The 26,870-nt window shown below is 66.3% G+C and carries 21 protein-coding genes; 10 read left to right on the top strand and 11 right to left on the bottom strand.

The annotated features are described in order from the left end of the window. Positions 1-10: 10 nt before the first annotated feature. Positions 11-1,072, bottom strand: a complete 1,062-nt coding sequence (locus K3A84_RS17490) for an acyltransferase family protein (protein WP_225010765.1) — start codon at positions 1,070-1,072, stop codon at positions 11-13. A 176-nt stretch (positions 1,073-1,248) separates the two neighbouring features. On the opposite strand from K3A84_RS17490, the gene phhA reads away from it, so the two are divergent. Next, on the top strand, positions 1,249-2,190 hold the full coding sequence (gene phhA, locus K3A84_RS17485; RefSeq protein WP_225010764.1) for a phenylalanine 4-monooxygenase: 942 nt from the start codon (positions 1,249-1,251) through the stop codon (positions 2,188-2,190). Between the two features lie 73 nt (positions 2,191-2,263). Here the strand turns inward: phhA and K3A84_RS17480 are convergent, their stop codons facing one another. From K3A84_RS17480 to K3A84_RS17460, 5 genes are all read right to left on the bottom strand, one after another. Next, positions 2,264-2,548 (bottom strand): hypothetical protein, encoded by a 285-nt coding sequence (locus K3A84_RS17480; protein ID WP_225010763.1) that lies wholly within the window; start codon positions 2,546-2,548, stop codon positions 2,264-2,266. Between the two features lie 73 nt (positions 2,549-2,621). After that, on the bottom strand, positions 2,622-2,888 hold the full coding sequence (locus K3A84_RS17475; protein WP_225010762.1) for a GlsB/YeaQ/YmgE family stress response membrane protein: 267 nt from the start codon (positions 2,886-2,888) through the stop codon (positions 2,622-2,624). Positions 2,889-3,017: 129 nt separating this feature from the next. Then, positions 3,018-3,833 carry an undecaprenyl-diphosphate phosphatase gene (locus tag K3A84_RS17470; RefSeq protein ID WP_225010761.1) on the bottom strand — a complete coding sequence of 272 codons (816 nt, stop codon included), beginning with the start codon at positions 3,831-3,833 and terminating at the stop codon, positions 3,018-3,020. A 75-nt stretch (positions 3,834-3,908) separates the two neighbouring features. Beyond that, a complete protein-coding gene (locus K3A84_RS17465; protein ID WP_225010760.1) occupies positions 3,909-6,056 on the bottom strand; it encodes a M13 family metallopeptidase in 2,148 nt (715 codons plus the stop codon). 134 nt (positions 6,057-6,190) lie between these two features. Then, entirely contained in the window at positions 6,191-7,981 is a 1,791-nt protein-coding gene (locus K3A84_RS17460) for an ABC transporter transmembrane domain-containing protein (protein WP_225010759.1), read from the bottom strand. A 163-nt stretch (positions 7,982-8,144) separates the two neighbouring features. On the opposite strand from K3A84_RS17460, the gene K3A84_RS17455 reads away from it, so the two are divergent. Continuing rightward, positions 8,145-9,401, top strand: a complete 1,257-nt coding sequence (locus K3A84_RS17455) for a polyhydroxyalkanoate depolymerase (RefSeq protein WP_225010819.1) — start codon at positions 8,145-8,147, stop codon at positions 9,399-9,401. Between the two features lie 40 nt (positions 9,402-9,441). Here the strand turns inward: K3A84_RS17455 and K3A84_RS17450 are convergent, their stop codons facing one another. The 3 genes from K3A84_RS17450 to K3A84_RS17440 form a co-directional block, all read right to left on the bottom strand. After that, entirely contained in the window at positions 9,442-9,903 is a 462-nt protein-coding gene (locus K3A84_RS17450) for a MaoC family dehydratase (protein WP_225010758.1), read from the bottom strand. A gap of 78 nt (positions 9,904-9,981) precedes the next feature. Next, the gene (locus K3A84_RS17445; protein ID WP_404823178.1) at positions 9,982-11,343 is read right to left on the bottom strand and encodes a putative O-glycosylation ligase, exosortase A system-associated; all 1,362 of its coding nucleotides are present in this window, start codon (positions 11,341-11,343) and stop codon (positions 9,982-9,984) included. Position 11,344: 1 nt separating this feature from the next. Then, positions 11,345-11,509, bottom strand: a complete 165-nt coding sequence (locus K3A84_RS17440; protein ID WP_225010756.1) for a hypothetical protein — start codon at positions 11,507-11,509, stop codon at positions 11,345-11,347. Positions 11,510-11,599: 90 nt separating this feature from the next. Between K3A84_RS17440 and K3A84_RS17435 the strand changes: the two genes are divergently transcribed. From K3A84_RS17435 to K3A84_RS17420, 4 genes are all read left to right on the top strand, one after another. Beyond that, positions 11,600-12,835, top strand: a complete 1,236-nt coding sequence (locus K3A84_RS17435) for a TIGR04063 family PEP-CTERM/XrtA system glycosyltransferase (RefSeq protein ID WP_225010755.1) — start codon at positions 11,600-11,602, stop codon at positions 12,833-12,835. A gap of 63 nt (positions 12,836-12,898) precedes the next feature. Further along, on the top strand, positions 12,899-14,434 hold the full coding sequence (locus tag K3A84_RS17430) for a hypothetical protein (protein ID WP_225010754.1): 1,536 nt from the start codon (positions 12,899-12,901) through the stop codon (positions 14,432-14,434). Positions 14,435-14,648: 214 nt separating this feature from the next. Beyond that, on the top strand, positions 14,649-19,289 hold the full coding sequence (gltB, locus tag K3A84_RS17425; RefSeq protein ID WP_225010753.1) for a glutamate synthase large subunit: 4,641 nt from the start codon (positions 14,649-14,651) through the stop codon (positions 19,287-19,289). Positions 19,290-19,302: 13 nt separating this feature from the next. Continuing rightward, the gene (locus K3A84_RS17420) at positions 19,303-20,736 is read left to right on the top strand and encodes a glutamate synthase subunit beta (RefSeq protein ID WP_225010748.1); all 1,434 of its coding nucleotides are present in this window, start codon (positions 19,303-19,305) and stop codon (positions 20,734-20,736) included. Positions 20,737-20,876: 140 nt separating this feature from the next. Here K3A84_RS17420 and ung read toward each other — a convergent pair whose 3' ends face one another. Next, a complete protein-coding gene (ung, locus tag K3A84_RS17415) occupies positions 20,877-21,560 on the bottom strand; it encodes a uracil-DNA glycosylase (protein WP_225010746.1) in 684 nt (227 codons plus the stop codon). Positions 21,561-21,701: 141 nt separating this feature from the next. On the opposite strand from ung, the gene K3A84_RS17410 reads away from it, so the two are divergent. From K3A84_RS17410 to K3A84_RS17395, 4 genes are all read left to right on the top strand, one after another. Beyond that, positions 21,702-23,006 (top strand): UDP-glucose dehydrogenase family protein, encoded by a 1,305-nt coding sequence (locus tag K3A84_RS17410; RefSeq protein ID WP_225010744.1) that lies wholly within the window; start codon positions 21,702-21,704, stop codon positions 23,004-23,006. Positions 23,007-23,067: 61 nt separating this feature from the next. After that, positions 23,068-23,685 carry a ribonuclease D gene (locus K3A84_RS17405; protein ID WP_225010742.1) on the top strand — a complete coding sequence of 206 codons (618 nt, stop codon included), beginning with the start codon at positions 23,068-23,070 and terminating at the stop codon, positions 23,683-23,685. Positions 23,686-23,704: 19 nt separating this feature from the next. Further along, on the top strand, positions 23,705-24,349 hold the full coding sequence (gene lptC, locus K3A84_RS17400; protein ID WP_225010740.1) for an LPS export ABC transporter periplasmic protein LptC: 645 nt from the start codon (positions 23,705-23,707) through the stop codon (positions 24,347-24,349). 33 nt (positions 24,350-24,382) lie between these two features. Beyond that, entirely contained in the window at positions 24,383-24,937 is a 555-nt protein-coding gene (locus tag K3A84_RS17395; protein WP_225010818.1) for an LptA/OstA family protein, read from the top strand. Between the two features lie 21 nt (positions 24,938-24,958). Here K3A84_RS17395 and K3A84_RS17390 read toward each other — a convergent pair whose 3' ends face one another. Further along, positions 24,959-26,551 carry a glycosyltransferase gene (locus K3A84_RS17390; RefSeq protein WP_225010739.1) on the bottom strand — a complete coding sequence of 531 codons (1,593 nt, stop codon included), beginning with the start codon at positions 26,549-26,551 and terminating at the stop codon, positions 24,959-24,961. Between the last annotated feature and the right edge of the window lie 319 nt (positions 26,552-26,870).

Raw genomic sequence — 26,870 nt, 5'->3', positions numbered from 1 at the left:
CCGGCGTGCGTCAGGCCACCGACGGATTGGCGGGGCGGCGAGTTTCGAACGAACGAAACAGGCGGGTCAGCGGGCGCTCGCAGGCAATGTGGAAGGCGAAGCCGCCCGCGACCGAGCCAACGCAGATGGCAAGCACCAGCGGTGGCTGTGGCAGGGCGGCGACCGCCGGTATCTTCAGCAGGCGGCCGTAGCCGATCATCACGAAGACATGGCTGAGATAGAGCGCGTAGGAAGTGTCGCCCAGCCGAGCGAGCGCGGCGCCCGCGCGCCCGCGGGCGCGTAAGGGGAGCGACAGGCCTACCAGCACGAGCGCGGGCAGGCCCCAGGCTAGGACCCGTGCGGCGGCTGGCAGTTCGGCCGTGGTGGCGTGGGGAACCAGTACCGCCGCGAGGCACATGGCGATCAGCGCGAGCGCGCCCAGCGCAAGTGCGAGAACGCGCGGCAGGGGGCGTTCAATGACCCTGCGCCCAACAATGGCAAGGCCGATGCCGTAGCAGAACTCGATCGGCAGCGGGCTTTGCAGGAAGTCGCGCACCGGTCCTGCCGGCAGGAAAGTGGCGAGCGCGGCAGCACAGAGCAGCAGGCCCGGCACGCCGATGACGACCACACGGCGCGATCCGGACGCGAGCAGCAGCGTGAAGAGGATGTAGAACCACATTTCGAACACCAGCGTCCACGCCACGCCGACCAGCGTCGCGGGCGGGAACAGCGCGAACGAGCGTGCGATCTCACTGCCGGTGAAATTGTGCGCGCGCAGGAAGCCCATGGCGACGAGCGCGAGCATGGCGGTGCAGGTCAACCAGTAGAGCGGGTAGATGCGGACTACGCGGCGGTAGAGGAACGTCGCAGGGCGCAAGGGCGCGCGACCTTCCGGAAATGTCGTCCAGACCATGATGAAGCCGCTTATGACGAAGAACAGGTCCACCCCGGCAGCACCCACTGTCGTCAGCCAGTCGGGGCTGAAGGGCCTTGCCGCGCCGTTTGAATGTTCGAGCGCGTGGTGGGTGACGACCGCCAGCGCGGCGAGGCCGCGCAAAGCCTGAATGCCCTGAAGTTGATTCGTTCCCGCCATGCAACAGCCCGCCCCTATCTGCAGGCGAAACTAGCGATTGGTTGCAGTGCAGCAAGGAGCAAACCCGCCGATGCGGCGCAATCGGCATCGGCGACGTTCCGTTCGGGGCGCATCCGGCAGGTTGCGGCCAAATCCGGGAGGTTCCGGTTTGTCGTGCGTGGGTGTATAAGGTTTCAATGGAAACTTTGACCACCCCGACCGACTCTGTCTTCTCGCGCTTGCCCGACCCTTCCTCCGGCGTGTTCACCGCGCCCTTGCAGCGGCCGGGCCATGTCGGCGAGGACTGGGTGGAGCCGCGCCAGCACGTTTACGGCGCCGACGAGAACGCGGTGTGGGACGACCTGTTCGCGCGGCAGATGGAGGTTCTGCCGGGGCGGGCGGCGTCGACGTTCCTGGCGGGGCTGGGCAAGCTGGATCTGGGGCGCGGGGGCGTGCCGGAGTTTGCGCGGCTTTCGGCCGACCTTGGCGCGCTGACGGGGTGGAGCGTGGTGCCGGTGCCGATGCTGATCCCCGATCACGTGTTCTTCTGGCACCTTGCCAACCGGCGCTTTCCCGCGGGCAACTTCATACGCGGGCGCGCAAGCTTCGACTACATCGAGGAGCCGGACGTGTTCCACGACGTGTTCGGGCACGTGCCGATGCTGGCCGACCCGATCTTTGCCGACTACATGCAGGCCTATGGCCGCGCGGGGTGGAAGGCGATGCGGCACAACCGGCTGAAGGCGCTGGGCGCGCTCTACTGGTACACAGTGGAGTTCGGGCTGGTGGAAGAAGGGGGCGCGTTGCGCGCCTATGGCGCGGGCATCCTGTCGGGGCCGGGAGAGGCGGTGTTCGCGCTCGAGGCGGCCTCGCCCAATCGCATCCGGCTCAATGTCGACCGGGTGATGCGCACCGACTACGTGATCGACGACCTGCAGCCGACCTACTTCGTGATCGAGAGCTTTGCCGATCTCTATCACCAGACGGTCGAGCGCGATTTCGATCGGCTCTATCGCGGGCTCGGGCCCGGGTTCACGTATGCCAATACGGCGGTCATCGACATTGACGATGTGCTGCACCGAGGGACGCTGGAGTACCACTTGCGCGGCGGGCGACGTTCGGGAGCGAAGCCGGTCTGAACGCAAAAGCCAAGCGGCGCCGGGTTGCCCCGACGCCGCCTGTGCGAACCCGAAAGGTCGGCGCTGCGGGCGATCAGCCCGGCGCCTTGTCCATCTTGTCAGCCTGGTCTTCCATCTTGTCGGCCTTGTCCTCGCCAGCCTTGCGGACGGCGTCGGCCTTGTTTTCGAGCTTCTGCTCGGTCGCGCCGCTGGTGGCGTTGGCGGCCGCGTCGATCGCGTCGGCCGTGGCGTCGGTCATCTTGCGGACGGCGTCGGCCTGGTCTTCGGCAGCGTTTTCCTGCTTGGAATCGCAGGCGGCAAGGCTGAGGCCGAGCGCGGCAACCGACGCGATCATCGCGCCCTTGATGAAGCTCTTCATGATTTTAGTCCCCTTCTTGGAAGAAGGGCGGTCCCGAAGGGCCGCCCTTGATGTTGAGGTTGGGTGGGTCGGCTCAGCGCACCGCGCCGCGACGGACGAGGTTGACGATGGCGAGCAGGATCACCGCGCCGAGGAACGACACGATCAGGCTGCCGGCCGAAATGCCGTCGGTGATCGAACCGCCGCCGATCAGCGGTGCGAGGAAGAAGCCGCCCAGCAGTGCGCCGACGATGCCGACGACGATGTTGAGGAAGATCCCCTGCTGCGCATCGGTGCGCATGACGATGCTTGCCAGCCAGCCAAGAATGCCGCCGACGACGAGAAGAATGATCAGGCCCATGGTGGTAATCCCTTCGAATTGCTGTCTTTCCGGCAAAACCGGGGGGACGGCATTTGGTTCCGAAGGTGCGACGAACCGTTACGGCAAGTGCTTGCCGGGGACTTGGTCTTTACTTGGGGTGGCGTGCGATCAGGCGTTCAGCAGCCAGGCGCCTGCCGCGAGGCCGACGACGATGCGATACCACGCAAACGGCGTAAAGCCGCGGCGGCTGACATAGGCGACGAACAGCTTGATCACCGCCAGCGCCACGATGAACGCAACCGCGAAGCCGATGGCGATCTCGCTCCAGCCGACGCCGGTGGTGCCGGCGGCCAGTTCGTGGCGCTGGCCGAGCAGTTCGATCGTGCTGGCGCCGAGCATGGTCGGGATGGCGAGGAAGAACGAGAACTCGGCCGCCGTGCGCCGCTCGATGCCCATGGCAAGCGCGCCCATGATCGTGGCGCCTGACCGGCTCATGCCCGGAATCATGGCGAAGCACTGGACGAAGCCGACGCCGATCGCCTGGCGCAGCGGCAACTGGCCGATGCCCGAAGGCTCGCCACCCTTGGCGAAGCGTTCGACGATCAGGATGCCGATGCCGCCGACAATCAGCGCGCCGCAGACCACCAGCGGGCTGCCGAGCATGCCTTCGATCTGGTGCTTGAAGATCAGGCCGATCACGGCGGCGGGCATGAAGGCGGCGAGCAGGTTGCGCACGAAGCGGATGCTGAGCGGTTCGAGCCGCAGCAGGCCCATGCCGACCGCCCAGAAGGTGCGCCAGTACTGCACCACGACCGCAAGGATCGCGCCCAGCTGGATCACCACGTTGAACAGCGCCCACTGGTGCGCGTCGTAGCCGAACAGCTCTGTCGCGAGGATCAGGTGGCCGGTCGAGGAGACGGGCAGGAATTCGGTCAGGCCCTCGACGATGCCGAGAAGAACCGCGGTGATGGTGGTGCTGTCCATGGGGGCATGGAGTTGCCGCAGTGCAGCAGAGTGTCAAGGGCGGCGGCTGCGCGCCGCCCTTAAATTTCGGTCACCTTACCAGATGCGAACGCGCTCCTTCGGCGGCAGGTAGAGCTTGTCGCCCGGCTTGACGTGGAAGGCCTTCACCCATTCGTCGAAGTTCCGCACCACGCCGTTGATGCGGTACGTCGCGGGCGAGTGCGGATCGGTGACGAGGTACTGGCGCGCGGTTTCCTCGCGGATGGACTGGCGCCAGACCTGTGCCCAGCTCATGAAGAAGCGCTGGTCGCCGGTCAGGCCGTCGATCACCGGGGCGGGCTTGCCGCCCAGTGACAGCTTGTAGGCGCGGTAGGCAAGGCTGAGGCCGCCGAGGTCGCCGATGTTCTCGCCCATGGTCAGCTGGCCGTTGACGCAGGCCTTGCCGCCTTCGCTCTTGTCATCGAACGGGCAGAAGCTGTCATACTGCTTGCCCAGCATTCCGGTCAGCGCCTCGAACGCGGTGCGGTCCTTGTCAGTCCACCAGTTGCGCAAGTTGCCCTTGCCGTCATAGGCCGAGCCCTGGTCGTCGAAGCCGTGGCCCATCTCGTGGCCGATCACGCCACCGATTGCGCCATAGTTGACCGCCGGATCGGCGTGGGGGTTGAAGAACGGCGGCTGCAGGATCGCGGCGGGGAACACGATCTCGTTGAAGGTGGGGTTGTAGTAGGCGTTGATCGTTTCGGGCAGCATGCCCCATTCGCTGCGATCAACCTCCTGCCCGACGCGCGCGGCTTCAAAGCGGCTGGCCCAGTCCTGCGCGGCGATCGCGTTGGCGAGCGGGGTCGCGGCGGACAGTGTCAGCCCGGCGTAGTCCTTGTATTTCACCGGCGCGCCGATCTTGGGCGTGAAGGCATCGAGCTTGGCCTGCGCTTCCTTGCGCGTTTCCGGGCCCATCCACTTGAGATCGGCAAGGTTCGCGGCCATCGCCTTGCGCAAGTTGGCGACGAGCGCGTCCATCGCCACCTTGCTTTCGGGCGGGAAGTAACGCTCGGCATAGAGCTTGCCCAGCTGCTCGCCGACCTGGCCCTCGACCGTGGCGATCGCGCGCTTCCAGCGGGGCTGCTGCTGCTTCTGGCCCGCCAGCACGGTGCCGTAGAAGGCGAAGCGGGCATCGTCGATCGACTGGGGCAGGGCGCCCGCATAGGCCGACAGGAACTGCACGGTCATCCACGCCTTCCAGCTGTCGATCGGCTCGCTGCGGATCAGCGCGGCCATGGCAGGCACACCGCCGCCCAGCTTGGCGGCCATTTCGGGCGTGAACCTGGCGGCGGTCAGCTTGTCCTGCGAAGGCGGCATCTGCGCGATCACGGCATAGGTCGCCTTGGAAAGGCCCATGGCATCGAGCATGGAATCGACCGGCAGGCCGGGCAGCGCCTGCCCGAGGTCTGCGCGCGCCAGCTTGGTGTAGGTGAGCGTGGGGTTGCGCGAGAGCGCGCGGTCCCAGTCGGCGGCGGCAAGCTTCTTTTCGAGCGCATAGACCGCATCGGCGGTCTTGGCCGGATCGGCATACCCCGCCTGGGTCAGCGCAAAACGCAGCCATTCCATGTACTTGGCGCGCACGGTCAGGTTGCGGGGATTGTCGACGAGGTAGAAATCGCGATCAGGTAGGCCGAGGCTGCCGGTGGCCAGATAGAGCGCGTAGTGGTCGCTGTCCTTTTCGTCCGCCGTCACGAAGAAGTTGATCGGCGAAGCGATGCCGGGCGCGGCGAAGAGGTGGGCGAGATCGTCGGGCGTTTTTGCGGCCGCGATCTTGTCCAGCCACGGCCTTGCAGGCGCAAGGCCCGCTGCGTCGATGGCGGCGGTATCGAGGTAGGCAGCGTAGGCCGCGGCGATCTTGCCTTCGGGCGTGGCCGGGTCAGGCTTCTTCGCCACCAGTTCGTCGAGGATGCCCTTGAGGCGATCCTGCGAAAGATCCTGCAGCACGTTGAACGAGCCGTAGCGCGTCTTGTCGGCAGGCATGGCGAAGGCCTGCTGCCACTTGCCGTTGACGTAGGCGTCGAAGTCGTCGCCCGGCTTCACCGCCTTGTCGACGTACTGAAGCTGCAGGCCGCTGCCGGGGAAGTCGCGACTCATCAGTGGGGCGGCCGGCTGCGCCTCGGTGGCGGGGGCCTGTTGTGCGTTGGCGGTGGAGGCGAGGAGGGCGAGCGCCGACGCGGCGAGAAGGGTAGCACGGTACCTGGGCATCTTCGGGGATCATCCGTCCGGTTGCAAATGTGACCGGATCATCCTTAACGCCTTGACCGGCGCTGAACACCCCCGACGGCGGGGGTGGTCAGGTAGCTCATGTCGTTTGTCGGCAGGTGTGGCGCGTTTGTCGATCAGGCGTCCGCGCCATCGAACTGAAGACGTGCGAGGCGGGCATAGAGGCCGTTCTGGGCCGACAGGCTGGCGTGGGTGCCCTGTTCGGCGATGCGGCCGTGATCCATGACGATGATGCGGTCGGCCTGGCGCACGGTGGCGAGGCGGTGGGCAATGACCAGCGTGGTGCGCTGGCGCATCAGCCGGTCGAGCGCATCCTGCACCAGCCGTTCGCTTTCGGCATCGAGCGCACTGGTGGCTTCATCGAGAAGGAGGATCGGCGCATTGCGCAGCAGCGCCCGGGCGATGGCGATGCGCTGGCGCTGGCCGCCCGAAAGGCGCGCGCCGTCTTCGCCGAGGAAGGTGTCCAGCCCCTGGGGCAGCGCGCGCAGGAAGGTTTCGGCATTGGCATCGCGCGCGGCCTGCCAGATCTGCTCGTCGCTGGCGTCCCAGTTGCCATAGCGCAGGTTGTCGCGGGCAGAGGCGGCAAACAGCACGCCTTCCTGCGGGACCAGCGCCATGCGCGCGCGGATCTCGGCGGGGTCTGCCTGCGCCAGCGGTACGCCGTCGACGCGCACGGTGCCGCCTTGCGGATCGTAGAAGCGCTCGGCCAACTGGAACAGCGTGGACTTGCCCGCGCCCGAGGGGCCGACGATGGCGACCGTCTCGCCCGGTTCGATGGTCAGCGAGAAGTCTTCGAGCGCCGAGACTTCGGGGCGGCTGGGGTAGCGGAAGGTGACGTTCTGGAAGGCCAGTTGGCCGCGCGGCGGCTGGGGCAGCGCGATCGGCCGGGCGGGCGGCGCGATGTCGGGCTCTTCCAGCAGCAGTTCGTTCAACCGGCTGGCCGCGCCCGCGCCGCGAACCAGATCACCGTAGACCTCCATCAGCGCGCCAAACGCGCCCGCGACGATGCCGCCGGTCAGCACGAAGGCGGCGATCGTGCCGCCGCTGATCGTCCCTTCGGCCACGGCCCTTGCGCCGCGCCACATCAGCGCGACGAGGCCGCCGAAGACCAGGAAGATGGCGATGGCAGTCAATGCCGCGCGGATCGAGATGCGGCGCTGCGCGGCGGCGAAGGTGCGCTCGACCGTGCCGCGGAAGCGCTGCGCCTCGCGGCTTTCCTGGCCGAACGCCTGGACCACGCGCATCGCGCCCAGCACTTCGGAGATCATCACGCCGATGTCGGCAACGCGGTCCTGGCTGGAGCGCGAGGCATTGCGCAGGCGCGTGCCGAAGAAGATGATGGGACCAAGGATCAGCGGGATGCCGATCAGCAGGTAGGCGGTCAGGCGCGGGGCCAGCGCGAACAGGTAGATCACCCCGCCGATCGCGGTCAGCAGGTTGCGCAGTGCGACCGAGACGGTGGTGCCGACGACCGTTTCGATGATCGCGGTGTCCGACGTCATGCGCGAGGAGATTTCCTTCGGGCTGTTGGTCTCGAAAAAGGAGGGCGGCAGGCGCAGCAGGTTCTGCTGCACCTTCAGCCGCAGGTCGGCGACGACGCGCTCGCCGATCCACGAAACGAAGTAGAAGCGCGTGGCCGTGCCAAGGCCGAGGATGAAGACGATCACCACCAGCAGCGCGAAGGCATGGTCGATGGTGGTGGTGTTGGCACCCGCGCCGAAGGCCTGATCGATGATCGAGCGGAACCGGGCGGGGATCGAGATCGTCGCCGCCGACGTGGTCATCAGCGCGGCGAGCGCGATCAGGACCTGCGTCGGATAGGCAAGCGCGAGCCGCCACACGGTGCGCAGGGGGGAGAGGCTGCGCGCGCGGCGCGGTTCCTCGGAGCCTTGAGATACCTCGTCCATGCGCGCTCGCCTAGCCGATGCGCGGGCGCGCCGGAAGGGGGTGCGGGGCGCCTGCCCTTTTTTGCTGCATTGCACAATCGCGCAATTGCAGGCATTCTCGGGCGCAATCGAATCCCGACCGCGTCTTCCGACAGAGGGCAGCGGATCACGAAAGGTGTCGCAGGTGCTCTACAAGGCCTATGAAATCCAGCGTTCCCTGCTCAACGCAGGCAGCGCCTGGGCGTCGATGACGGCGGATCTGCTGAACGATCCGCGCTACCCGCTGGCCGGAGTCGGTGGCACGCAGATGCTCGCCTCCGCGCTCGACGTGTTTGCGCACGCCACCGCACCGCGCGGCAAGCCCGCCTTCGGGATCAAGGCCATCCATGTCGATGGCGCGAGCCACGCTGTGAGCGAATCGACCGAAGTGCAGCTGCCGTTCGGCAAGCTCAAGAAGTTCACCCACGCCGGCCTTCCCGCCGATGCGCCGCGCCTGCTGATCGTGGCGCCGATGAGCGGTCACTTCGCCACGCTGCTGCGCGGCACGGTGGAGCGCATGCTCGACCGCTGCGTGGTCTATATCACCGACTGGGCCGATGCGAAGTTCGTGCCGCTGGCGGAGGGCACGTTCGATCTCGACGACTACATCGAGTACCTGGTGAAGTTCCTCGAACATATCGGCCCCGGCGCGCATGCCATGGCGGTGTGCCAGCCTTCGGTGCCGATGTTCGCGGCGACGGCGGTGATGGCGGCGGACGAACACCCCTGCCGCCCCGTGACGCTGACCATGATGGGCGGGCCGATCGACACGCGCGAATCGCCTACGGCGGTCAACGATCATGCGATCACCAAGCCCTACGTGTGGTTCAAGCACAACGTCATCACCACGGTGCCGAGCAACTATCCGGGCGAGGGGCGCCGCGTCTATCCGGGCTTCGTGCAGCTGACCAGCTTCATGTCGATGAACCTGGGCAGCCACATGATGAGCCACTACAAGCTCTACCAGCACCTGATGCAGGGTGCCGACGAGAACGCCGACGCGACCAAGGCGTTCTACGACGAATACCGCGCTGTCTGCGATCTGCCGGCGGAATTCTATCTCCAGACCGTGGACGTGGTGTTCCAGCAGCACGCGCTGCCCAAGGGCGAGTTCGTCCATCGTGGCAAGGTCGTCGACCTGGGTGCGATCACGGATACCGCGATCCTGTGCATCGAGGGAGAGAAGGACGATATCTCGGGCATCGGGCAGACCAAGGCCGCGCTCAAGGTGACGCCGAACCTGCCCGACGAGATGAAGAAGTATCATCTCGCCGCCGAAGTCGGCCACTACGGCATCTTCAACGGTTCGCGCTGGCGCGCGTCGATCGCGCCGGTGGTGGATTCGTGGATCGCCAAGTTTGAGAAGAAGGCCAAGGGACGCAAGCTGAGCGTCGTGGCCTGAAGCGCGACGCCCCCGGCGCGAGCCGGGGGCTGATGCAGCTTCACACGAAGAACTGCGTGACCCATTCGCAGATCAGGGCGGGCTTTTCCTGACCCTCGATCTCGACGGTGATCTCCATCGTCTGCTGCCACTGGCCGGGGCGCTTTTCGTCCAGCTCGAGCAGCTTGAACAGGCCGCGGATGCGCTTGCCCGAGCGGACGGGCGAGAGGAAGCGCGTCTTGTTGCCGCCGTAGTTGACGCCCATCTTCACGCCTTCGGGGCGCGGGCAGTCGCTTTCCATGGTCAGCAGCGGGATCAGCGACAGGGTCAGGAACCCGTGCGCGATGGTGCCGCCGAAGGGCGTGTCCTTGGCGCGTTCGGGATCGACGTGGATGAACTGGAAGTCGCCCGTAGCTTCGGCGAACTGGTTGATCCGCTCCTGCGTCACTTCGACCCAGTTGGACGTGCCGACCACCTGGCCGACCTGCTTCCTGATCTCGGCTGCCGGAATGTACCGCGTCATCTCTCTCTCCGCCTGTGATTTTGCGGACAGTCATGACGGCTCTGCGCGATGCGGGCAAGGCCTTGCTTAACTGATTGCTTAACCTGCGGCGGCGGGGACGGTCCGGGGCGCGCGGAACGGCACGGGCGCCGCGCGGCGAACGCGGCCGATATAGGCGGACAGCCCGCATTGCAGCCCGACCAGCATGTAGCAGAACGGCTGGAAGGCGATGCCCACGAACGCCCCGCCCACCAGATAGACGATCTGCGCCTGTTGCAGCGCATCGGCCAGTGGCGTCACCCAGGCGAACTGTTCGGGCGGGTTCTTCGCGTATTGCCGCCGGATCACTTCCATGTGGATCACCCCCATGAGGTGCAGCAGCAGCCACAGCGCAAGGCCCGGATAGCCCTGTTCGCCCAGCATCTCGAAATAGCTCGAATGGTAGGCGCGGCCCTTTTCCTCGATCCGCTCGGTTTCGATGACGGCGTTGTTGTCGCCCGCATAGTCGGCCTTTTCGGTGTCGTAGGAGACCGCGTTCTGGCGGAAGGCGTCGAAGCCGCCGCCGAAGGGGTGATCCTTGGCGAATTCTATCGTCCACTTCCACACCGCGACACGGGTGGAGGCGGACTGGTCGGCCTTGTGGTTCTGGATCGTGCTCATCCGCTCGCTGAAGCTCGACGGCAGCAGCGGGATCGCCACCAGCGCGCCTGCGCCCAGCAGCGAGAGGTAGAGCAGGCGGCGCTTGGTACTGCGCAGCATCATCGCCAGCAGCACGCCAAAGCAGACCAGTCCTGTGCGCGCCTGCGTTCCCACTGGCATCAGCACGCAAGCGAAGCACAGCGCGAGCGCAAAAGCCCAGACCATCCAGTTGGGGCGGAAGATCGTGCCGTATCGCGCCAGCCACAATGCCAGCGGGATCACGCAGATGGCGACGGTGGAGATGATCGAGCCTTCGTAAAGCCCGGTGTTGTCGTTCACCAGCAGCTTCAGCTCGCCATAGCCGCCGCCCGAGAACACCGTCTTGATCCCGCCGCCGATGACGATGACCGAGACCGACAGCACCATGATCAGGGTCAGCGCCTCGATCCTGAGGCGCGTGCGGAGCGTTAGCGGCAGGAACAGCGCGAAGACCAGCGCCTTCCACACCCAGCCCCACTTTTCGAGGGCCTGTTCTGGAAAGTCGGCGGTGCGTGTGGTCAACCCGCAATAGATCAGCAGCAGCAGCAGCACCATCTGCCGGGGCGAGAGGCGGATGCCGTTCTTGTCTTCGGCCACCATCCACGCCCCGAACGCGCAGCAGAACGCGATCAGCGAGACGGGAACGCTCTGGAGGAATCCCCAGGTGACCTTCTGCGGTGCGACAATGTCGATATAGGCATAGGCGAGCACGAACAGGAACGGCCTGCGCACGCCAGCGGCGAGGAAGGCCGAAACGAAAGCCGTGAGGAACAGGTTGAGCACGTCAGTGCGGGCCCTCTGCATCGCTCCGCAGGCGCTTCGTGCGCTGCCAGCCGAGCGTGCGCCGGGGCAGGGAGGGATCGGAATCGAGATCGTCGCGGTGGAGCAGGCGCCAGATCGCCAGCGCCATCAGCAGGTGGGGCAGCAGAACGGTGAAATTGTCGATCATCGCCGTTGTCCCTGCGCCTTTTGCCCGAACTTGCGGCTACAAGAACGAAGTTGACGCTGCGTTAAGCGTTCTGTTGGCATCGGAGGCAGCATGACCAGGGTGCTCCACGTCCTCGACCACAGTCTGCCGCTGCACAGCGGCTACACGTTCCGCACCCGCGCGATTCTCAAGGCGCAGCAGGAGCTTGGCCTGACGGTGGCAGGCGTAACCGGGCGTCGGCACAATGTCGAGACGGGCGAGGCCGCGCCGGATGCGGCGCAGGAAGCCGAGGGATTGACCTTTCACCGCACGGCCGGGTTGCCCGGCGGCCCGCCGCTGTGGCGCGAATGGCGCGAGGTTGGAGCGCTGGCCGAGCGCATCGTGGCGGTGGCGCGCGATTTTCGGCCGGAGCTGCTCCACGCCCATTCGCCCGCGCTCTGCGGCCTTGCCGCGCTGCGCGCCGGGCGGCGGCTGGGGGTGCCGGTGGTCTACGAGATCCGCGCTTTCTGGGAGGACGCCGCGGTCGGCAACCTGACCGGACGCGAGGGATCGGCGAAGTACCGCCTGACCCGTGCGCTGGAGGACCGGGTGGTCGCGAGCGCCGATGCGGTGGTGACGATCTGCGAAGGGCTGCGCGCCGATCTGGTGGCGCGAAAAGTTTCCCCGGGGAAACTTTCTACGATGCCCAATGGCGTGGACCTGTCGCTGTTCGGCGATCCGCGCCCGCGCGATCCGGCACTGGCAGAAGCGCTGGGGCTGGGCGAGGGCCCGGTGATCGGCTTCCTTGGCAGTTTCTACCCCTATGAAGGGCTCGACGATCTGGTTGCGGCCATGCCGCGCATCGTCGAGGCGCGGCCCGATGCCCGCCTGCTGCTGGTCGGTGGGGGCCCTGCCGCCTCCACCGTGCGCGCGCAGGCGGCGGCTTCGCCGGCGGCCCATGCGATCCGCTTCGTCGACCGCGTGCCGCACCACGAGGTAGAGCGCTACTACGCGCTGGTCGATGTGGTCTGCTATCCGCGCAAGGCGATGCGCCTGACCGAACTGGTGACGCCGCTCAAGCCGCTGGAGGCGATGGCGCAGGGCAAGCTGGTGGCGGCAAGCGATGTCGGCGGACACCGCGAACTGATCGCGCACGGGGTGACGGGCACGCTGTTCCCCCCCGACGATCCCGCTGGGCTCGCGGCGGCGCTGGTTGCGCTGCTGGCCGACCGCAGCGGCTGGGAGGCGCGGCGCACGCAGGCGCGGGCTTTCGTGCAGCGCGATCACGACTGGGCTTTCAATGTCAGGCGTTATCAGCGCGTTTACCAAACCGCTTTAGATCCGGGGTCCAGGTTGGACCAATCGTGACGCCTGCCGGCGCGCTTTTTGTCTACGCGAATCGATGAAAGCAAAGGCATAAGTCAGAGGATCATGAGCCGACGCCAGACCACCGCAGGATCGCCCGCCCGCGCCGAAGCCCGTGCCGCGGGGCAGCCGGTCCCCCAGCCGATTACGGGGCATCGCCTGTTTCCTGCACTCGTGGCGTTGTGGTTTGCGGCGCTGCTGGGCCTCGGCAGCTTCGTGGTTCCCGCCAGCCTGATCGAGCGCGCGAGCAGCGCGGCAGGCCTCGCCGCGCTTGTTCCGGCTGCGGCGCCCCCGCTGGGGCTGACCGCGCGGCTGCTGATAGCAGCCGTGATGACGATAGTGGGCGTCGTTGCGGGCCTCGGCCTCGCGCTGCGGCTGCGCCCGCGCCCGGTCGAGGTGGTGCGCCGTCGCGGCGCTGTCGCGCGGACGTACGATGCGGACGAAGTCGAAGAGGCCGAGCCCGTGCAGGAGGAGGCTCCCGTGCTGGCTAAGCAAGAGGATGACGCGCCGCAGGTGCGCGCATTCGATGCCCATCCCGACGCGCCCCCGCGCAGGCCCTTCGTGCTGAGCGACGATCTGGTCCTCGCGGACGAGCCTGCGTCGACGGACCATGACATGCCTCGTGTTGCCGAGCCGACGATCGCCCGCGATGCGTTCGAAGAGGCCGAATGGACCGAGGCGGAAGGTGAAGAGCAGGTTTTCTGCGTCTCCGAGGCTGTTGCAACTGCGGCGCCCGACGTGGCGGTGGAGAGCGCGGCGGCAAGCCCGGTCGCCAGCGTCATCGCGCGCAGAGGCGCTGCGATTGCGGATGCTCCGCTCGATACGCTGGGGCTGGTGCAACTGGTCGAGCGGCTCGCGCTGGCGATCGATGCGCGCCGCGCCTTTGTTGGCGGCGATGGCCAGCCTGCTGCGGCGCCTGCGCACGTTCCGTTCGTCCAGCCTGAAAGCGAGCCTGTTGTTGCCCAGAGCGCCGAGAGCATCGAGTTCGCGGAGAGCATCGAGGCGACCGAGCCGGAAATCCCGCGTCAGGTGTTTGTGATGCCCGGCCCGGCGGACGCGCCGGCGGAGATCGCGATCGAGGCGGACGTCGAGCTGGAAACCGAAGTGGCGGAGCAGGCCGATATCGTCGCACCGGACGTGGTCGCACCGCTGCCGTTGGCCCGACCTTCCACCCCCCTGCCGCGCCTGTTCGGTGCAGGCGAAGCGCGTGCGCAGCCCCCGCGCATCCTGGCGGCGAGCTGGGACGCGTCGGACGACGATGATGCCCACGACGAAGACATCGTCGTGCCGCGCTTTCTCGGACGTGCGCCTGCCGCCACCGCTACGCCAGATGATGGCAACGCCGAGCCCACGCCGGTCTCGCGCTTCGGGGCGCCGCGCGCCACGCCGCGCCAGGAGTTCATCCGTGACCATGCCGACGACGCCGACGCGTCCGAACCCGTTGTGGTCTTTCCGGGGCACGCCGCGCGCGCGCCGGTCGATGATGGGCAGAGCCGCGCTACCCAGGTCGAGCCGCGCATCGATCCCCAAGGTGCGGAAGACACCGAGCGTGCGTTGCGCGCGGCGCTGGCGACGTTGCAGCGGATGACAGCGCGCGGCTGATGGCGCGCCGGGCCTGCCCAAAAAGCTAGGCAATGCACGGACTTGGGCCGTGCATCCGTATTTCCCTGATAGCCTTGATGGGCGGAATCGCCTCTCGCGGTTGCAAAATAACTTTCCTGCAGTCATGGGGGAAATTCGCGCAACTTTCGCTCTCCAGCCGGGGGGCGTGATTCGCGTAGCCTTTCCACTTTATGGATGTAGGAACACCTTCGAGATGGGATTTCCGCCGGTTCAGGGCCTGTATGATCCGCGTAACGAGCACGATGCGTGCGGTGTGGGCTTCATTGCCCATATCAAAGGCGTCAAAAGCCACGCGATCATTAACCAGGCCCTCGAGATCCTGCACAATCTCGACCATCGCGGCGCGGTGGGCGCAGACCCGCTGCTGGGCGATGGCGCAGGCATCCTGATCCAGCTGCCCGACCAGCTGTTCCGCAAGTGGGCCGCTGCCGAGGGCAAGGACCTGCCGGCCTCGGGCGACTACGCCGTGGCGATGTGCTTCCTGCCGCAGGACGAGCCGAGCCGGAACTTCGTGACGGAATTCTTCGAGAAGTTCATCGCCAAGGAAGGCCAGGAACTGGTCGGCTGGCGCGACGTGCCGACCACGCTCGAAGGCCTTGGCAAGACCGTGATCGCCGAAATGCCGGTGATCCGCCAGTGCGTGATCAAGCGCGGTGCGGGCACGCCCGACCAGGACGCGTTCGAGCGCAAGCTGCTGGCGATCCGCAAGCAGACGCAGAACCCGCTGGCGGCCATGGCCGAAAAGTACAACCTGCCGGGCGTGACGCAGCTCTACATGCCGAGCTTCTCGTCGCGGACGATCGTGTACAAGGGCCTGCTGCTCGCCACGCAGGTCGGCGGTTTCTATGACGACCTGCGCGATCCCGACTGCGTCTCGGCATTGGGCCTCGTCCACCAGCGCTTCTCGACCAACACCTTCCCGAGCTGGAAGCTGGCGCACCCGTTCCGCTTCGTTGCGCACAACGGCGAGATCAACACCGTTCGCGGCAACGTGAACTGGATGAACGCGCGCCGCCGCACGATGGAATCGGAGCTGCTCGGCCCCGATCTCGACAAGATGTGGCCGCTGATCCCGCATGGCCAGTCGGACACCGCGAGCCTCGACAACGCGCTCGAACTGCTGCTCGCGGGCGGCTATTCGCTGGCGCACGCGGTGATGATGCTGATCCCGGAAGCCTGGGCCGGCAACCCGCTGATGAGCCCGGCGCGTCGTGCGTTCTACGAATATCACGCCGCGCTGATGGAGCCGTGGGACGGCCCTGCCGCCGTGGCCTTCACCGATGGTCGCCAGATCGGTGCGACTCTCGATCGCAACGGGCTGCGGCCCGCGCGCTTCTCGATCACGCGCGACGATCTGATCTGCATGGCCTCGGAAAGCGGCGTGCTGCCGTTCCGTGAAGAGGACATCGTCCGCAAGTGGCGTCTCCAGCCCGGTCGCATGCTGCTCATCGACATGGACAAGGGCCGGATCATCGAGGACGAGGAGATCAAGGCCGAACTCGCGGGCGCCGAGCCCTACGAGGAGTGGCTTGAATCCGCGCAGTACAAGCTCAAGGAGCTGGAAGTCGTCGAGCCCGAGCTCGCCGCGCTGCCGGTGGAGACGACCTCGCTGCTCGATCGCCAGCAGGCCTTCGGCTACACGCAGGAAGACGTTACCAAGTTCCTCGAACCGATGGCGGCGATGGGTGAAGATCCCATCGGGTCGATGGGCACCGACACGCCGATCGCGGTCCTGTCGAGCCGTTCGCGCCTGCTCTACGACTACTTCAAGCAGAACTTCGCGCAGGTGACGAACCCGCCGATCGACCCGATCCGCGAGGAACTGGTCATGTCGCTGGTCAGCATGATCGGGCCGCGCCCGAACCTGCTCGGCCATGACGCGGGCAGCCACAAGCGGCTCGAAGTCGACCAGCCGATCCTGACCAACGAAGACGTGGCCAAGATCCGTTCGGTTGAGGCTGCGCTCGATGGCGCGTTCCGCACTGCCACGATCGACACCACCTGGGACGCCGCGACCGGCGCTGCCGGGCTGGAACAGGCGGTCAAGGAAATGTGCTGGGCTGCGACCGAGGCCGTGCTGGCGGACAAGAACATCCTGATCCTGTCCGACCGCTCGCAGTGCGAAAGCCGCATCCCGATGCCCGCGCTGCTGGCGACGGCGGCGGTGCACCACCACCTTGTCCGCCAGGGCCTGCGCATGCAGACCGGCCTCGTCGTGGAAACCGGCGAAGCGCGTGAAGTGCATCACTTCTGCGTGCTCGCGGGCTATGGCGCCGAAGCGATCAACCCCTATCTCGCTTTCGAAACGCTCGAAGCCATCCGGGTCGACAAGGATCTGCCGCTGTCGACCAAGGACGTGCAGAAGAACTACATCAAGGCGGTCGGCAAGGGCATCCTCAAGGTGATGTCCAAGATGGGCATCTCCACCTACCAGTCGTACTGCGGCGCGCAGATCTTCGACGCGGTGGGCCTGTCGAGCGACTTCGTCGAGAAGTACTTCACCGGCACTGCCACCACGATCGAAGGCGTCGGCCTGGCCGAAGTCGCCGAAGAAACCGTGCGTCGCCACGCGGCGGCCTATGGCGACAATCCGATCTACAAGAAGATGCTCGACGTGGGCGGCATGTACCAGCTGCGCCTGCGCGGCGAGGAACACGCCTGGACCGCCAGCAACATCGCCAACCTGCAGCACGCGGTGCGCGGCAATACGCCTGAAAAGTATCGGGAATTCGCCGAAAGCATCAACGAGCAGTCGGAGCGGATGCTGACCATCCGCGGGCTGATGGAACTGAAGAAGGCCGACCAGCCGATCGACATCTCCGAGGTCGAACCGGCGAGCGAGATCGTCAAGCGCTTCGCCACCGGCGCGATGAGCTATGGCTCGATCAGCTGGGAAGCGCACACCACGCTGGCGCTGGCGATGAACCGCATCGGCGGCAAGTCGAACACCGGCGAAGGCGGCGAGGACCCGATGCGGTTCAAGCCGCTGGCGAACGGCGATTCGATGCGTTCGGCGATCAAGCAGGTTGCCTCGGGCCGCTTCGGCGTGACGGCGGAATACCTCGTCAATGCCGACGACGTGCAGATCAAGATGGCGCAGGGCGCCAAGCCCGGTGAAGGCGGCCAGCTGCCAGGCGACAAGGTCGACAAGACCATCGGCAAGACCCGTCACTCGACGCCGGGCGTCGGCCTGATCTCGCCCCCGCCGCACCACGACATCTACTCGATCGAAGACCTCGCGCAGCTCATTCACGATCTCAAGAACGTGAACACGGCTGCGCGCATCTCGGTCAAGCTGGTGTCCGAAGTGGGCGTGGGCACCGTGGCCGCGGGCGTTTCCAAGGCGCGTGCCGACCACGTCACGATCTCGGGCTACGAAGGCGGCACCGGCGCTTCGCCGCTGACCTCGCTGACGCACGCGGGCAGCCCGTGGGAAATCGGCCTTGCCGAAACCCAGCAGACTCTGCTGCTCAACAACCTGCGTTCGCGCATCTGCGTGCAGGCCGACGGTGGCCTGCGCACGGGCCGCGACGTGGCGATTGCGGCGCTGCTCGGCGCTGACGAGTTCGGCTTTGCCACGGCACCGCTGATCGCGGCGGGCTGCATCATGATGCGCAAGTGCCACCTCAACACCTGCCCCGTCGGCGTTGCCACGCAGGACCCGGTGCTGCGCGCGCGCTTCACCGGCCAGCCGGAACACGTGATCAACTACTTCTTCTTCGTCGCCGAAGAGCTGCGCGCGATCATGGCCGAGATGGGCTTCCGCACGATCGCCGAAATGGTCGGTCGCGTCGACCGGCTCGATACCAAGAAGGCGGTGTCGCACTGGAAGGCGCAGGGCGTCGACCTGTCGAAGCTGCTGCACAAGGTGGAACCGGTGGCCGGCACCACGCTCAACTGGAGCGGGACGCAGGACCACGGGCTCGAAGCCGCGCTCGACAACGACCTGATCGCGGCGGCGAAGCCTGCGCTCGACAAGGGCGAGCCGGTGCGCATCGAACGCAACGTGATCAACGTCAACCGCACCGTCGGCGCGATGCTCTCGGGTGAAGTCGCCAAGAAGTATGGCCACAAGGGCCTGCCGGACAACACCATCGCCATCTCGTTCAAGGGCGTGGCGGGCCAGTCGTTCGGCGCGTTCCTGGCGCATGGCGTGACGGTCGATCTCGTCGGCGATGCCAACGACTATGTCGGCAAGGGCCTCTCGGGCGGTCGCGTGATCGTGCGGCAGCCCTCGCACGTCGAGCGCGAGGCGACCGACAACATCATCGTCGGCAACACCGTGCTCTATGGTGCGATCGCGGGTGAAGCCTACTTCAACGGCGTGGCGGGCGAACGCTTTGCCGTGCGCAATTCGGGCGCTATCGCGGTGGTCGAAGGCACGGGTGACCACGGCTGCGAATACATGACCGGCGGCGTCGTCGCGGTGCTGGGCCGTACGGGGCGCAACTTCGCGGCGGGCATGTCGGGCGGTATCGCCTACGTCTATGACGTGGACGGCAACTTCGCCCAGCTCGTCAACGGGGCGATGGTCGATCTGCTGCCGATTTCGGCCGAGCGCGACGAAGAGGACGGCACCGGCCGTCCGCAGCAGCGCGGTGTGGACGTCAACGATTATGGCATGGGCGACATGCTCCGCCATGACGCCGAACGCCTGCGCGTGCTGATCGAGCGCCACCTGCTGCACACCGGCAGCAAGCGGGCGCGCGCGATCCTCGACAACTGGGCCGAGGAACTGCCGCGTTTCGTCAAGGTCATGCCGCGCGACTACGCGCGTGCGCTCCGCCAGATGGAGGCCGAGCGCCTCGCTGCCGCCTCGGTCGCGGCGGAATAAGGGTTAGAATACAATGGGCAAGGCAACCGGCTTTCTCGAGATCGATCGCAAGGATCGGACCTATGACGCTCCTGCCGAGCGTCTGAAGCACTATCGCGAATTCGTGATTCCGCACGACGAGGCGGGCCTCAAGGGGCAGGCCTCGCGCTGCATGAACTGCGGTATTCCGTATTGCCACAACGGCTGTCCGGTGAACAACCAGATCCCGGACTGGAACCACCTGGTCTATGAAAACGACTGGCAGGAAGCGGTCGAGAACCTGCACTCGACCAACAACTTCCCCGAGTTCACCGGCCGCATCTGCCCCGCCCCGTGCGAGGCAGCCTGCACGCTGAACATCATCGACCAGCCGGTGACCATCAAGTCGATCGAATGCGCGATCGTCGACAAGGGCTGGAAGGAAGGCTGGATCGTTCCCCAGGTGCCGGCCAAGAAGACCGGCAAGTCGGTGGCGGTCGTAGGGTCGGGTCCTGCCGGTCTCGCCGCGGCGCAGCAGCTCGCGCGCGCCGGCCATTCGGTGACCGTGTTCGAAAAGAACGACCGCGTGGGCGGTCTGCTCCGCTATGGCATCCCCGACTTCAAGCTGGAAAAGCACCTCATCAACCGCCGCATGGTGCAGATGATGGCCGAAGGCGTGGAGTTCCGCACCTCGGTGGAAGTGGGCGTCACCGTCTCGGTGGCCTCGTTGAAGGAAAACTTCGATGCGATCGTGATGGCGGGCGGTGCGGAAGATCCGCGCGGCCTTGACATCCCCGGCTTCGAACTGCCGGGCGTGCGCTTTGCGATGGAGTTCCTGACACAGCAGAACAAGCGCAACGCGGGCGATGATGAACTGCGCGCCGCGCCGCGCGGCTCGCTGCTCGCCACCGGCAAGCATGTCGTCGTGATCGGCGGCGGCGACACCGGGTCGGACTGCGTCGGCACCTCGAACCGTCAGGGTGCGGCGTCGGTCACGCAGCTCGAAATCATGCCGCGTCCGCCCGAAAAGGAAGACAAGGCGCTGAGCTGGCCGAATTGGCCGCTCAAGCTGCGCACCTCGTCGAGCCATGAAGAGGGGGTCGTGCGCGAATTCGCCGTGCTGACCAAGCGCGTCGTGGGCGAAAACGACGTGACCGGGCTCGAATGCGTCCGCGTCGAATGGGTCGATGGCAAGATGCAGGAAGTGCCGGGCAGCGAATTCACGCTCAAGGCCGACCTGATCTTCCTCGCGATGGGCTTCCTGGGACCGCGCAAGCAAGGTCTGCTCGAACAGGCCGGTGTCGAACTGGACGTGCGCGGCAACGTCAAGGGCAACATGACCGACTACAAGACCAGCGTCGACGGCGTGTTCGCCTGCGGCGACATGCGTCGCGGCCAGAGCCTTGTCGTGTGGGCGATCCGCGAAGGCCGCCAGTGCGCGCGCGCGGTGGACGAGGCGCTGATGGGCGTGAGCGATCTGCCGCGCTGATCGTTCGCAGTCCGCTGAAAATCAGGAGGGGCGTCCGGTAGCGGGCGCCCCTTTTGCTTGGGTCCAAGGCTGGCGCGTAAGGGTGGCGCCCAGCCCAGACCCTTCCTGCTTGCGGGAGGTGGGATTCGGGCTTTGTTGTCTCAAACCCGCCAGTCGATTGCGCCGCGACCGTGACGTTCAAGAAATTCGTTGGCCTGGCTGAAATGGCGTGAGCCGAACCAGCCGGAATGCGCCGACAGCGGGCTGGGGTGCGGCGCGCGCAGCACGAGATGTGGGCCGCTCGCGAGTTCCGGCACGCGTGCGGCCTTCTTCTGCGCGTGGCTGCCCCAGAGCATGAACACGCTGGGCACGTCGCGTTTCGCAACTGCAGCGACGGCGGCGTCGGTGAACGGCTCCCAGCCGCGCTGCTGATGCGATCCGGCCTGCCCCGCCTCGACCGTCAACGCATTGTTGAGCAACAGCACGCCCTGCCGCGCCCAGGCTTCGAGATTGCCGTGATTCGGACGCGGCAGGCCGAGGTCGCTTTCCAGTTCCTTGTAGATGTTGAGCAGGCTGGGCGGCACTTTCACGCCCGGCTGGACCGAGAAGGCGAGGCCGTGGGCCTGACCGGGACCGTGATAGGGATCTTGCCCGAGAATCACGACTTTCACGTCACCGAGGGGCGTGAGTTCAAGCGCGCGCAGGCGCTGGCCGCGCGGCGGGAACACGGTCTTGCCACCCGCTTCCTCTGCACGCAGAAAGCCACCGAGTGCGCGCAGTGGCGGCGTTTCGAGAACGGGCCCGAGTGAGGGCTGCCAGCTGGGCGGTAGGGCGGATCCGGTCATCGTTCCCTTGCGATAGGCGCTGGGCCCTCACCCAAGCAAGTCCTCGGCGCTTGCTCCCATAAGGATCTGCCCTTAAATGCTGCTTCTGCGAAGAGAATTTTCCAGCGGCCCGCGCCGCACCAGCAAGCCAAGGAACTGCGAATGAAGATCGCGATGGTGGGGTCCGGATATGTGGGCCTCGTTTCCGGTGCGTGCCTTGCCGATTTCGGACACGACGTGGTTTGCATCGACAAGGATGCGGGCAAGATCGAGCGCTTGCATCAGGGCGTGATGCCGATCTTCGAGCCTGGCCTTGCCGAGCTGGTGGCGTCGAATGTCAAGGGTGGCCGGCTTTCGTTCTCGACCGACCTTGCCAGCGCCATCGACGGCGCGCAGGCGATCTTCATCGCGGTTGGCACGCCTTCGCGGCGCGGCGATGGCCATGCGGACCTGAGCTATGTCCATGCCGTGGCGAAGGAAGTGGCCGAGAACCTCAAGACTCCGGCGGTGGTCGTGACCAAGTCGACCGTGCCGGTGGGCACGGGCGACGAAGTCGAGCGGATCATCCGCGATTCGGGCACCAAGGTGCAGTTCGCGGTCGTGTCGAACCCCGAATTTCTGCGTGAAGGCGCGGCGATCGGCGATTTCAAGCGGCCCGACCGCATCGTCATCGGCGCCGAGGACGATTGGGCGCGCAGCGTGATGAACGAGGTCTATCGCCCGCTGTTCCTCAACAAGGCGCCGATCCTGTTCACCAGCCGCCGCAGCTCGGAACTGATCAAGTACGCCGCCAACGCCTTCCTTGCGACCAAGATCACCTTCATCAACGAGATGGCGGACCTGTGCGAGAAGGTGGGCGGCGACGTGCAGGACGTGGCGCGCGGTATTGGCCTCGACGGGCGCATCGGGTCGAAGTTCCTGCACGCGGGGCCGGGCTACGGCGGCTCGTGCTTCCCCAAGGATACGCTGGCGCTGCTCAAGACCGCCGAGGACTACAACAGCCCGGTGCGGATCGTGGAGGCGGTCGTCCACGTCAACGATTCGCGCAAGCGCGCCATGGGCCGCAAGGTGATCGAGGCACTGGGCGGCGAAGCGCGGGGCAAGAAGGTCGCCCTGCTGGGCCTGACCTTCAAGCCGAACACCGACGACATGCGCGATGCGCCCTCGATCGCGATCGTGCAGGCGCTGCAGGATGCGGGTGCCGATGTGGTGGCCTACGATCCCGAAGGCATGGACATCGCCGCGCCGATGATGCCGGGCGTGACCATGGCCAAGGGCGCCTATGACGCGGTGACGGGCGCGGACGTGGTCGTGCTGGTGACCGAATGGGATGCCTTCCGCGCCATCGACCTCGATCGCGTGGGCCAGCTTGCGCGGCAGAAGATCATCGTCGACCTGCGCAACGTCTACAATCCGGCCGAAGTGCGTGCTGCCGGGTTCGCCTATAGCAGCGTCGGGCGGCCCTGAACCTTTGCGCGCGGTGGCGAGGGTCCTTGCCGCCGCGCGCCGAAGGCCTTAAGTGCCGGCAATGGCCGTTTACCTGCACGAAGAAGACCTTCCCGCCGATTGCCTTGCACCGGGCATCGTTGCGGTCGACACCGAAACCATGGGGCTGATCACCACGCGCGACCGCTTGTGCGTGGTGCAGATCTCCGACGGGAAGGGGGACGAACACCTTGTCCGCTTCGGCGTGGGCAGTTCTTATGACGCGCCCAACCTCAAGGCGGTGCTGGCGGACCCTGCCCGCATCAAGCTGTTCCACTTCGCACGGTTCGATCTGGCCGCGATCCACCACTATCTGGGCGTGATGGCGACGCCCGTGTTCTGCACCAAGATCGCGAGCAAGCTGGTGCGCACCTACACCGATCGCCATGGGCTGAAGGATCTGGTCCGCGAACTGCTGGGCAAGGAAATCTCCAAGCAGCAGCAGTCGAGCGACTGGGGCGCGCCCGTTCTGACCGATCCGCAGCAGGAATATGCCGCGTCCGACGTGCGCCACCTGCACGCGATGCATACGATCCTGGTCGAGCGGCTGGAACGCGAAGGCCGCACCGCGGTTGCGCAGGCGTGCTTCGATTTCCTCCCCAGCCGCGCCCTGCTCGACATCGCCGGTTGGGCCGACCGCGACATCTTCAGCCACGAGTGAGCGGCGAGCGCGCGCGTCCATGACCATTCAGGCCGACCAGATCCGCTCGCGGCGACAGCTGTTCGCCGCGCCGGGCGGCTCTCATGACCGGCTGGTGCGGCTGGCCGCGCGCGGGCTGCCGCTGCTGATCGGCGCGCTGCTGGCGGTGATGATCCTTGCGCCTCTCAGCCCGCGCGGCGAGATCAGCTTCCTGCTCGATCGCAACAAGGTGGCGGTGGTGCAGGACCGATTGAAGGTCGTGAGCGCGATGTATCGCGGGCAGGACAACAAGGGGCGCAACTTCTCGGTCACGGCGGGCAATGCGGTCCAGCATTCCGAACACGACGACGTGGTGCAGATGAAGGACGTGACCGCGCGGGTGATGCTCGACAGCGGGCCTGCCATCCTGACGGCGGATGCGGGTGGTTACAACTTCGCCAAGCAGACGATCGCGGTGGACGGTCCGGTCAATTTCCAGACCGCTGACGGCTATCGCATGGTCACCGAAGGCAGCGATATCGACATCGACGCCAAGCGCATGGTCAGCCGCGGGCGCGTCGAGGGCCGGATTCCGGCTGGCACATTCACCGCAGACAGGATAAGCGCCGACCTTGAACAGCGCACCGTGACGCTTGAGGGCAACGCCCGACTGCGCATGGAGCCGGGCAAGATGAAGACGCCGTGAGGACGATGCCATGAGGACCAGGCCTTGACGACGATGATCGAGACCATCCGCCAGGCCCGTCCGCTGCGTCAGGCCGCCATCGGCTTCGCGCTTGCGGCCGCAGGCATTGCCGGGGCGCAGCATCTTGCGGCGCAGGCGATCGCCTCGCACAACAGCAATGCGCCGGTGAACTATGCGGCCGACCGCATCGAACTGCAGGACAAGCAGAAGCGCGTGGTCCTGTCGGGCAATGTCGACATCACGCAGGAAGCGCTGCACATGACGGCGGCGCGGACCACTGTCGCTTATACCGATGCGGGCGATCTCAAGATCCAGCGGATCGACGCGACGGGTGGCGTGGTGGTGACGCGGCGCGACGAGCGCGCCAGCGGCGACGTGGCGGTCTATGATTTCAACCGCAAGATCATCACCATGGTCGGCAATGTCGCACTGCGGCGCGGCAGCGATACGCTCAACGGCGGGCGCCTGGTGATCGACCTGAACACCGGCATTTCCAGCGTCGACGGACACAGCGGCGGCGGCGCTTCGGGCGCGGCGGGCAGCGGCGGCCGGGTGAGCGGCAGCTTCAGCGTCCCCAAGAAGTCCTGAGGCCGGGGTTGCGCGGCGGGGTCAGCCCGCCTTGCGCGCGCGGATGGCGATGTTGACCGGGAAGGTCGGATCGCACGGTTCGAGCCATTGGACGCCAACGTCCTCTTGCGCCACGCCTTGCAGGAAGCAGGTGGCGGCAAAGGCATTGCCGCTCAGCTCCACGTCGACGTTGCCCGCGCCGAATGCTTCTTCGAACAGGCGCTGCGCGGAATGGCGCGTGAACAGCCAGTACCATTCCCAGTCTTCGTGATCGACGGGCGAGATGGCCGGCACGGTTGCCAGCACCACTCCGCCGGGCTTGAGCGCGCGATGCAACTGCCGAACCGCGCCGCGCGCGTCGTAGAGGTATTGCAGCGTCTGGGTCAGCACCACGCAGTCGAAGGCATCCGCCGGGAGCAGGCCATCGGCGGCAAGATCCCCCACGATGGTCGCGCCTTCTGCCGGCACGGCGTTCAGGATGTCCTGTTGCGTGATGGCCCGGCCGTAGCGGCGGCTGTACTTGTCGTCGGCGATTTCCAGCACGCGGCCGCGGATGTCCGCTGCGTGGGTCACGAGGAAACGCTCGATGTAGAAGCGGTCGACCGGGGTGCCGCGCCGGAAGCCGTAGCCCTGGCTTACCGGCTTGATCCGCGCGAGGTCGCCGAAATCGATCTTGCCCGCGCCTGCGATCAACGCTCGGCGGCGCAGGCTGCGCATCGCGTCCGCCAGCGGGCGGGGCAGGCTTCGCGCCAGGAGTTGGCGCAAGGCGGCCTTGGTCGTCGTCCAGGGCGCGAGCGCCATCATCCTTCTCCGCTGCTTCCACTTCGGCCCGACGCTGGCGCCGCGATCGGTCCAGACGATGTTGGCATAGGCGCCGACCTGGGCGTGCATCCCTTCCTTCCACGCTTGCAGCGCGGCAGGATCTGAACCGTCGGGACGATAGCGTTCCAGTACGCGCCGATGCCAGGTGAGCATCTCGACGGCATCGAGTGACATGTTGGAGCCGTGCAGGCGGTAGAGCGCAACAACGCCATTGTGACTGGCGATGCGATGATCGCGCGTGATGCGCAAGTAGAGTTCGTAGTCCTCGCAGCGCCGCAAGGCAGGGTCGAATCCGCCGACCTTGGTCACGACGTGGCGATCGTAGAGTACGGTTGCCGGCATTCCGATGTGGTTGCCGCGCAGTAGCGCATTGTGGCCGAGCGGCCCCAGCCGGGGCAGCACCGCCCCACCGCGCGGACGCAGGTTAGCGTCTGCCAGCCGGAAGCCGCCGCAGACCAGCGCGACGCCAGGGTTGGCATCGATGCATGCAAGGCCATCGGCCACGGCACCGGGCAGCAGCACGTCGTCGGCGTCAAGAAAGATCACATGACGCGCGGTGATGGCGGCAAGGCCATTGTTGCGGGCGGCGGGCAGCCCCTGGTTCGTGGTGCGTACGACGCGGACGGCGGGGAATTGCGCGGCGACGGCTGCCGGGTCGTCGGTCGAGCCATCGTCCACGACGACGACTTCTCGGGGCAACCGGGTCTGCGCGAAGACGCTGCGCAGCGCGTCTACCAGGAAATGGGCATGATTGTAGGTGGCGATGACGACCGCGACATCGGCAGCCCCTTCGGAGGTGCATTCGGGGGTCACGCCAGCCGGAGCGGGGGCAGCGAGGCCAACGCCTGCAAGCCCGGAGCAAGCCAGGTCTGGGTCTGTGCCCAGGGTCATGACCAAAAGCTGTCGATGTGCCTAATCATCCGGTCTGTCGTTATCGTCATGGTGCCGCCTTCGCAATTGCGAAACCTATCGGAAACATGCGATAAGTCTATGCTATCGGTTTATGAGGCAAGGTTTCTTTGGCGGTACGTGTAGAACGGCGGGGAAGGTTGTTGGTGTATCGTTTTAGACGGGCAGGGACTGAATGATATCTAAAGACTATATTTAACACTAACCTTAGGTAAGGCCTCTA

This window comes from Novosphingobium percolationis (genome assembly GCF_020179425.1).
Classification (GTDB): domain Bacteria; phylum Pseudomonadota; class Alphaproteobacteria; order Sphingomonadales; family Sphingomonadaceae; genus Novosphingobium; species Novosphingobium percolationis.
This window is presented reverse-complemented; position numbering and strand designations above follow the sequence as displayed.

Coding starts and splice junctions, on each gene's coding strand:
- K3A84_RS17490 (WP_225010765.1), bottom strand. CDS start 1,072: ATGGCGGGAACGAATCAACTTCAGGGCATTCAGGCTTTGCGCGGCCTC.
- phhA (WP_225010764.1), top strand. CDS start 1,249: ATGGAAACTTTGACCACCCCGACCGACTCTGTCTTCTCGCGCTTGCCC.
- K3A84_RS17480 (WP_225010763.1), bottom strand. CDS start 2,548: ATGAAGAGCTTCATCAAGGGCGCGATGATCGCGTCGGTTGCCGCGCTC.
- K3A84_RS17475 (WP_225010762.1), bottom strand. CDS start 2,888: ATGGGCCTGATCATTCTTCTCGTCGTCGGCGGCATTCTTGGCTGGCTG.
- K3A84_RS17470 (WP_225010761.1), bottom strand. CDS start 3,833: ATGGACAGCACCACCATCACCGCGGTTCTTCTCGGCATCGTCGAGGGC.
- K3A84_RS17465 (WP_225010760.1), bottom strand. CDS start 6,056: ATGCCCAGGTACCGTGCTACCCTTCTCGCCGCGTCGGCGCTCGCCCTC.
- K3A84_RS17460 (WP_225010759.1), bottom strand. CDS start 7,981: ATGGACGAGGTATCTCAAGGCTCCGAGGAACCGCGCCGCGCGCGCAGC.
- K3A84_RS17450 (WP_225010758.1), bottom strand. CDS start 9,903: ATGACGCGGTACATTCCGGCAGCCGAGATCAGGAAGCAGGTCGGCCAG.
- K3A84_RS17440 (WP_225010756.1), bottom strand. CDS start 11,509: ATGATCGACAATTTCACCGTTCTGCTGCCCCACCTGCTGATGGCGCTG.
- K3A84_RS17435 (WP_225010755.1), top strand. CDS start 11,600: ATGACCAGGGTGCTCCACGTCCTCGACCACAGTCTGCCGCTGCACAGC.
- K3A84_RS17430 (WP_225010754.1), top strand. CDS start 12,899: ATGAGCCGACGCCAGACCACCGCAGGATCGCCCGCCCGCGCCGAAGCC.
- gltB (WP_225010753.1), top strand. CDS start 14,649: ATGGGATTTCCGCCGGTTCAGGGCCTGTATGATCCGCGTAACGAGCAC.
- K3A84_RS17420 (WP_225010748.1), top strand. CDS start 19,303: ATGGGCAAGGCAACCGGCTTTCTCGAGATCGATCGCAAGGATCGGACC.
- ung (WP_225010746.1), bottom strand. CDS start 21,560: ATGACCGGATCCGCCCTACCGCCCAGCTGGCAGCCCTCACTCGGGCCC.
- K3A84_RS17410 (WP_225010744.1), top strand. CDS start 21,702: ATGAAGATCGCGATGGTGGGGTCCGGATATGTGGGCCTCGTTTCCGGT.
- K3A84_RS17405 (WP_225010742.1), top strand. CDS start 23,068: ATGGCCGTTTACCTGCACGAAGAAGACCTTCCCGCCGATTGCCTTGCA.
- lptC (WP_225010740.1), top strand. CDS start 23,705: ATGACCATTCAGGCCGACCAGATCCGCTCGCGGCGACAGCTGTTCGCC.
- K3A84_RS17395 (WP_225010818.1), top strand. CDS start 24,383: ATGATCGAGACCATCCGCCAGGCCCGTCCGCTGCGTCAGGCCGCCATC.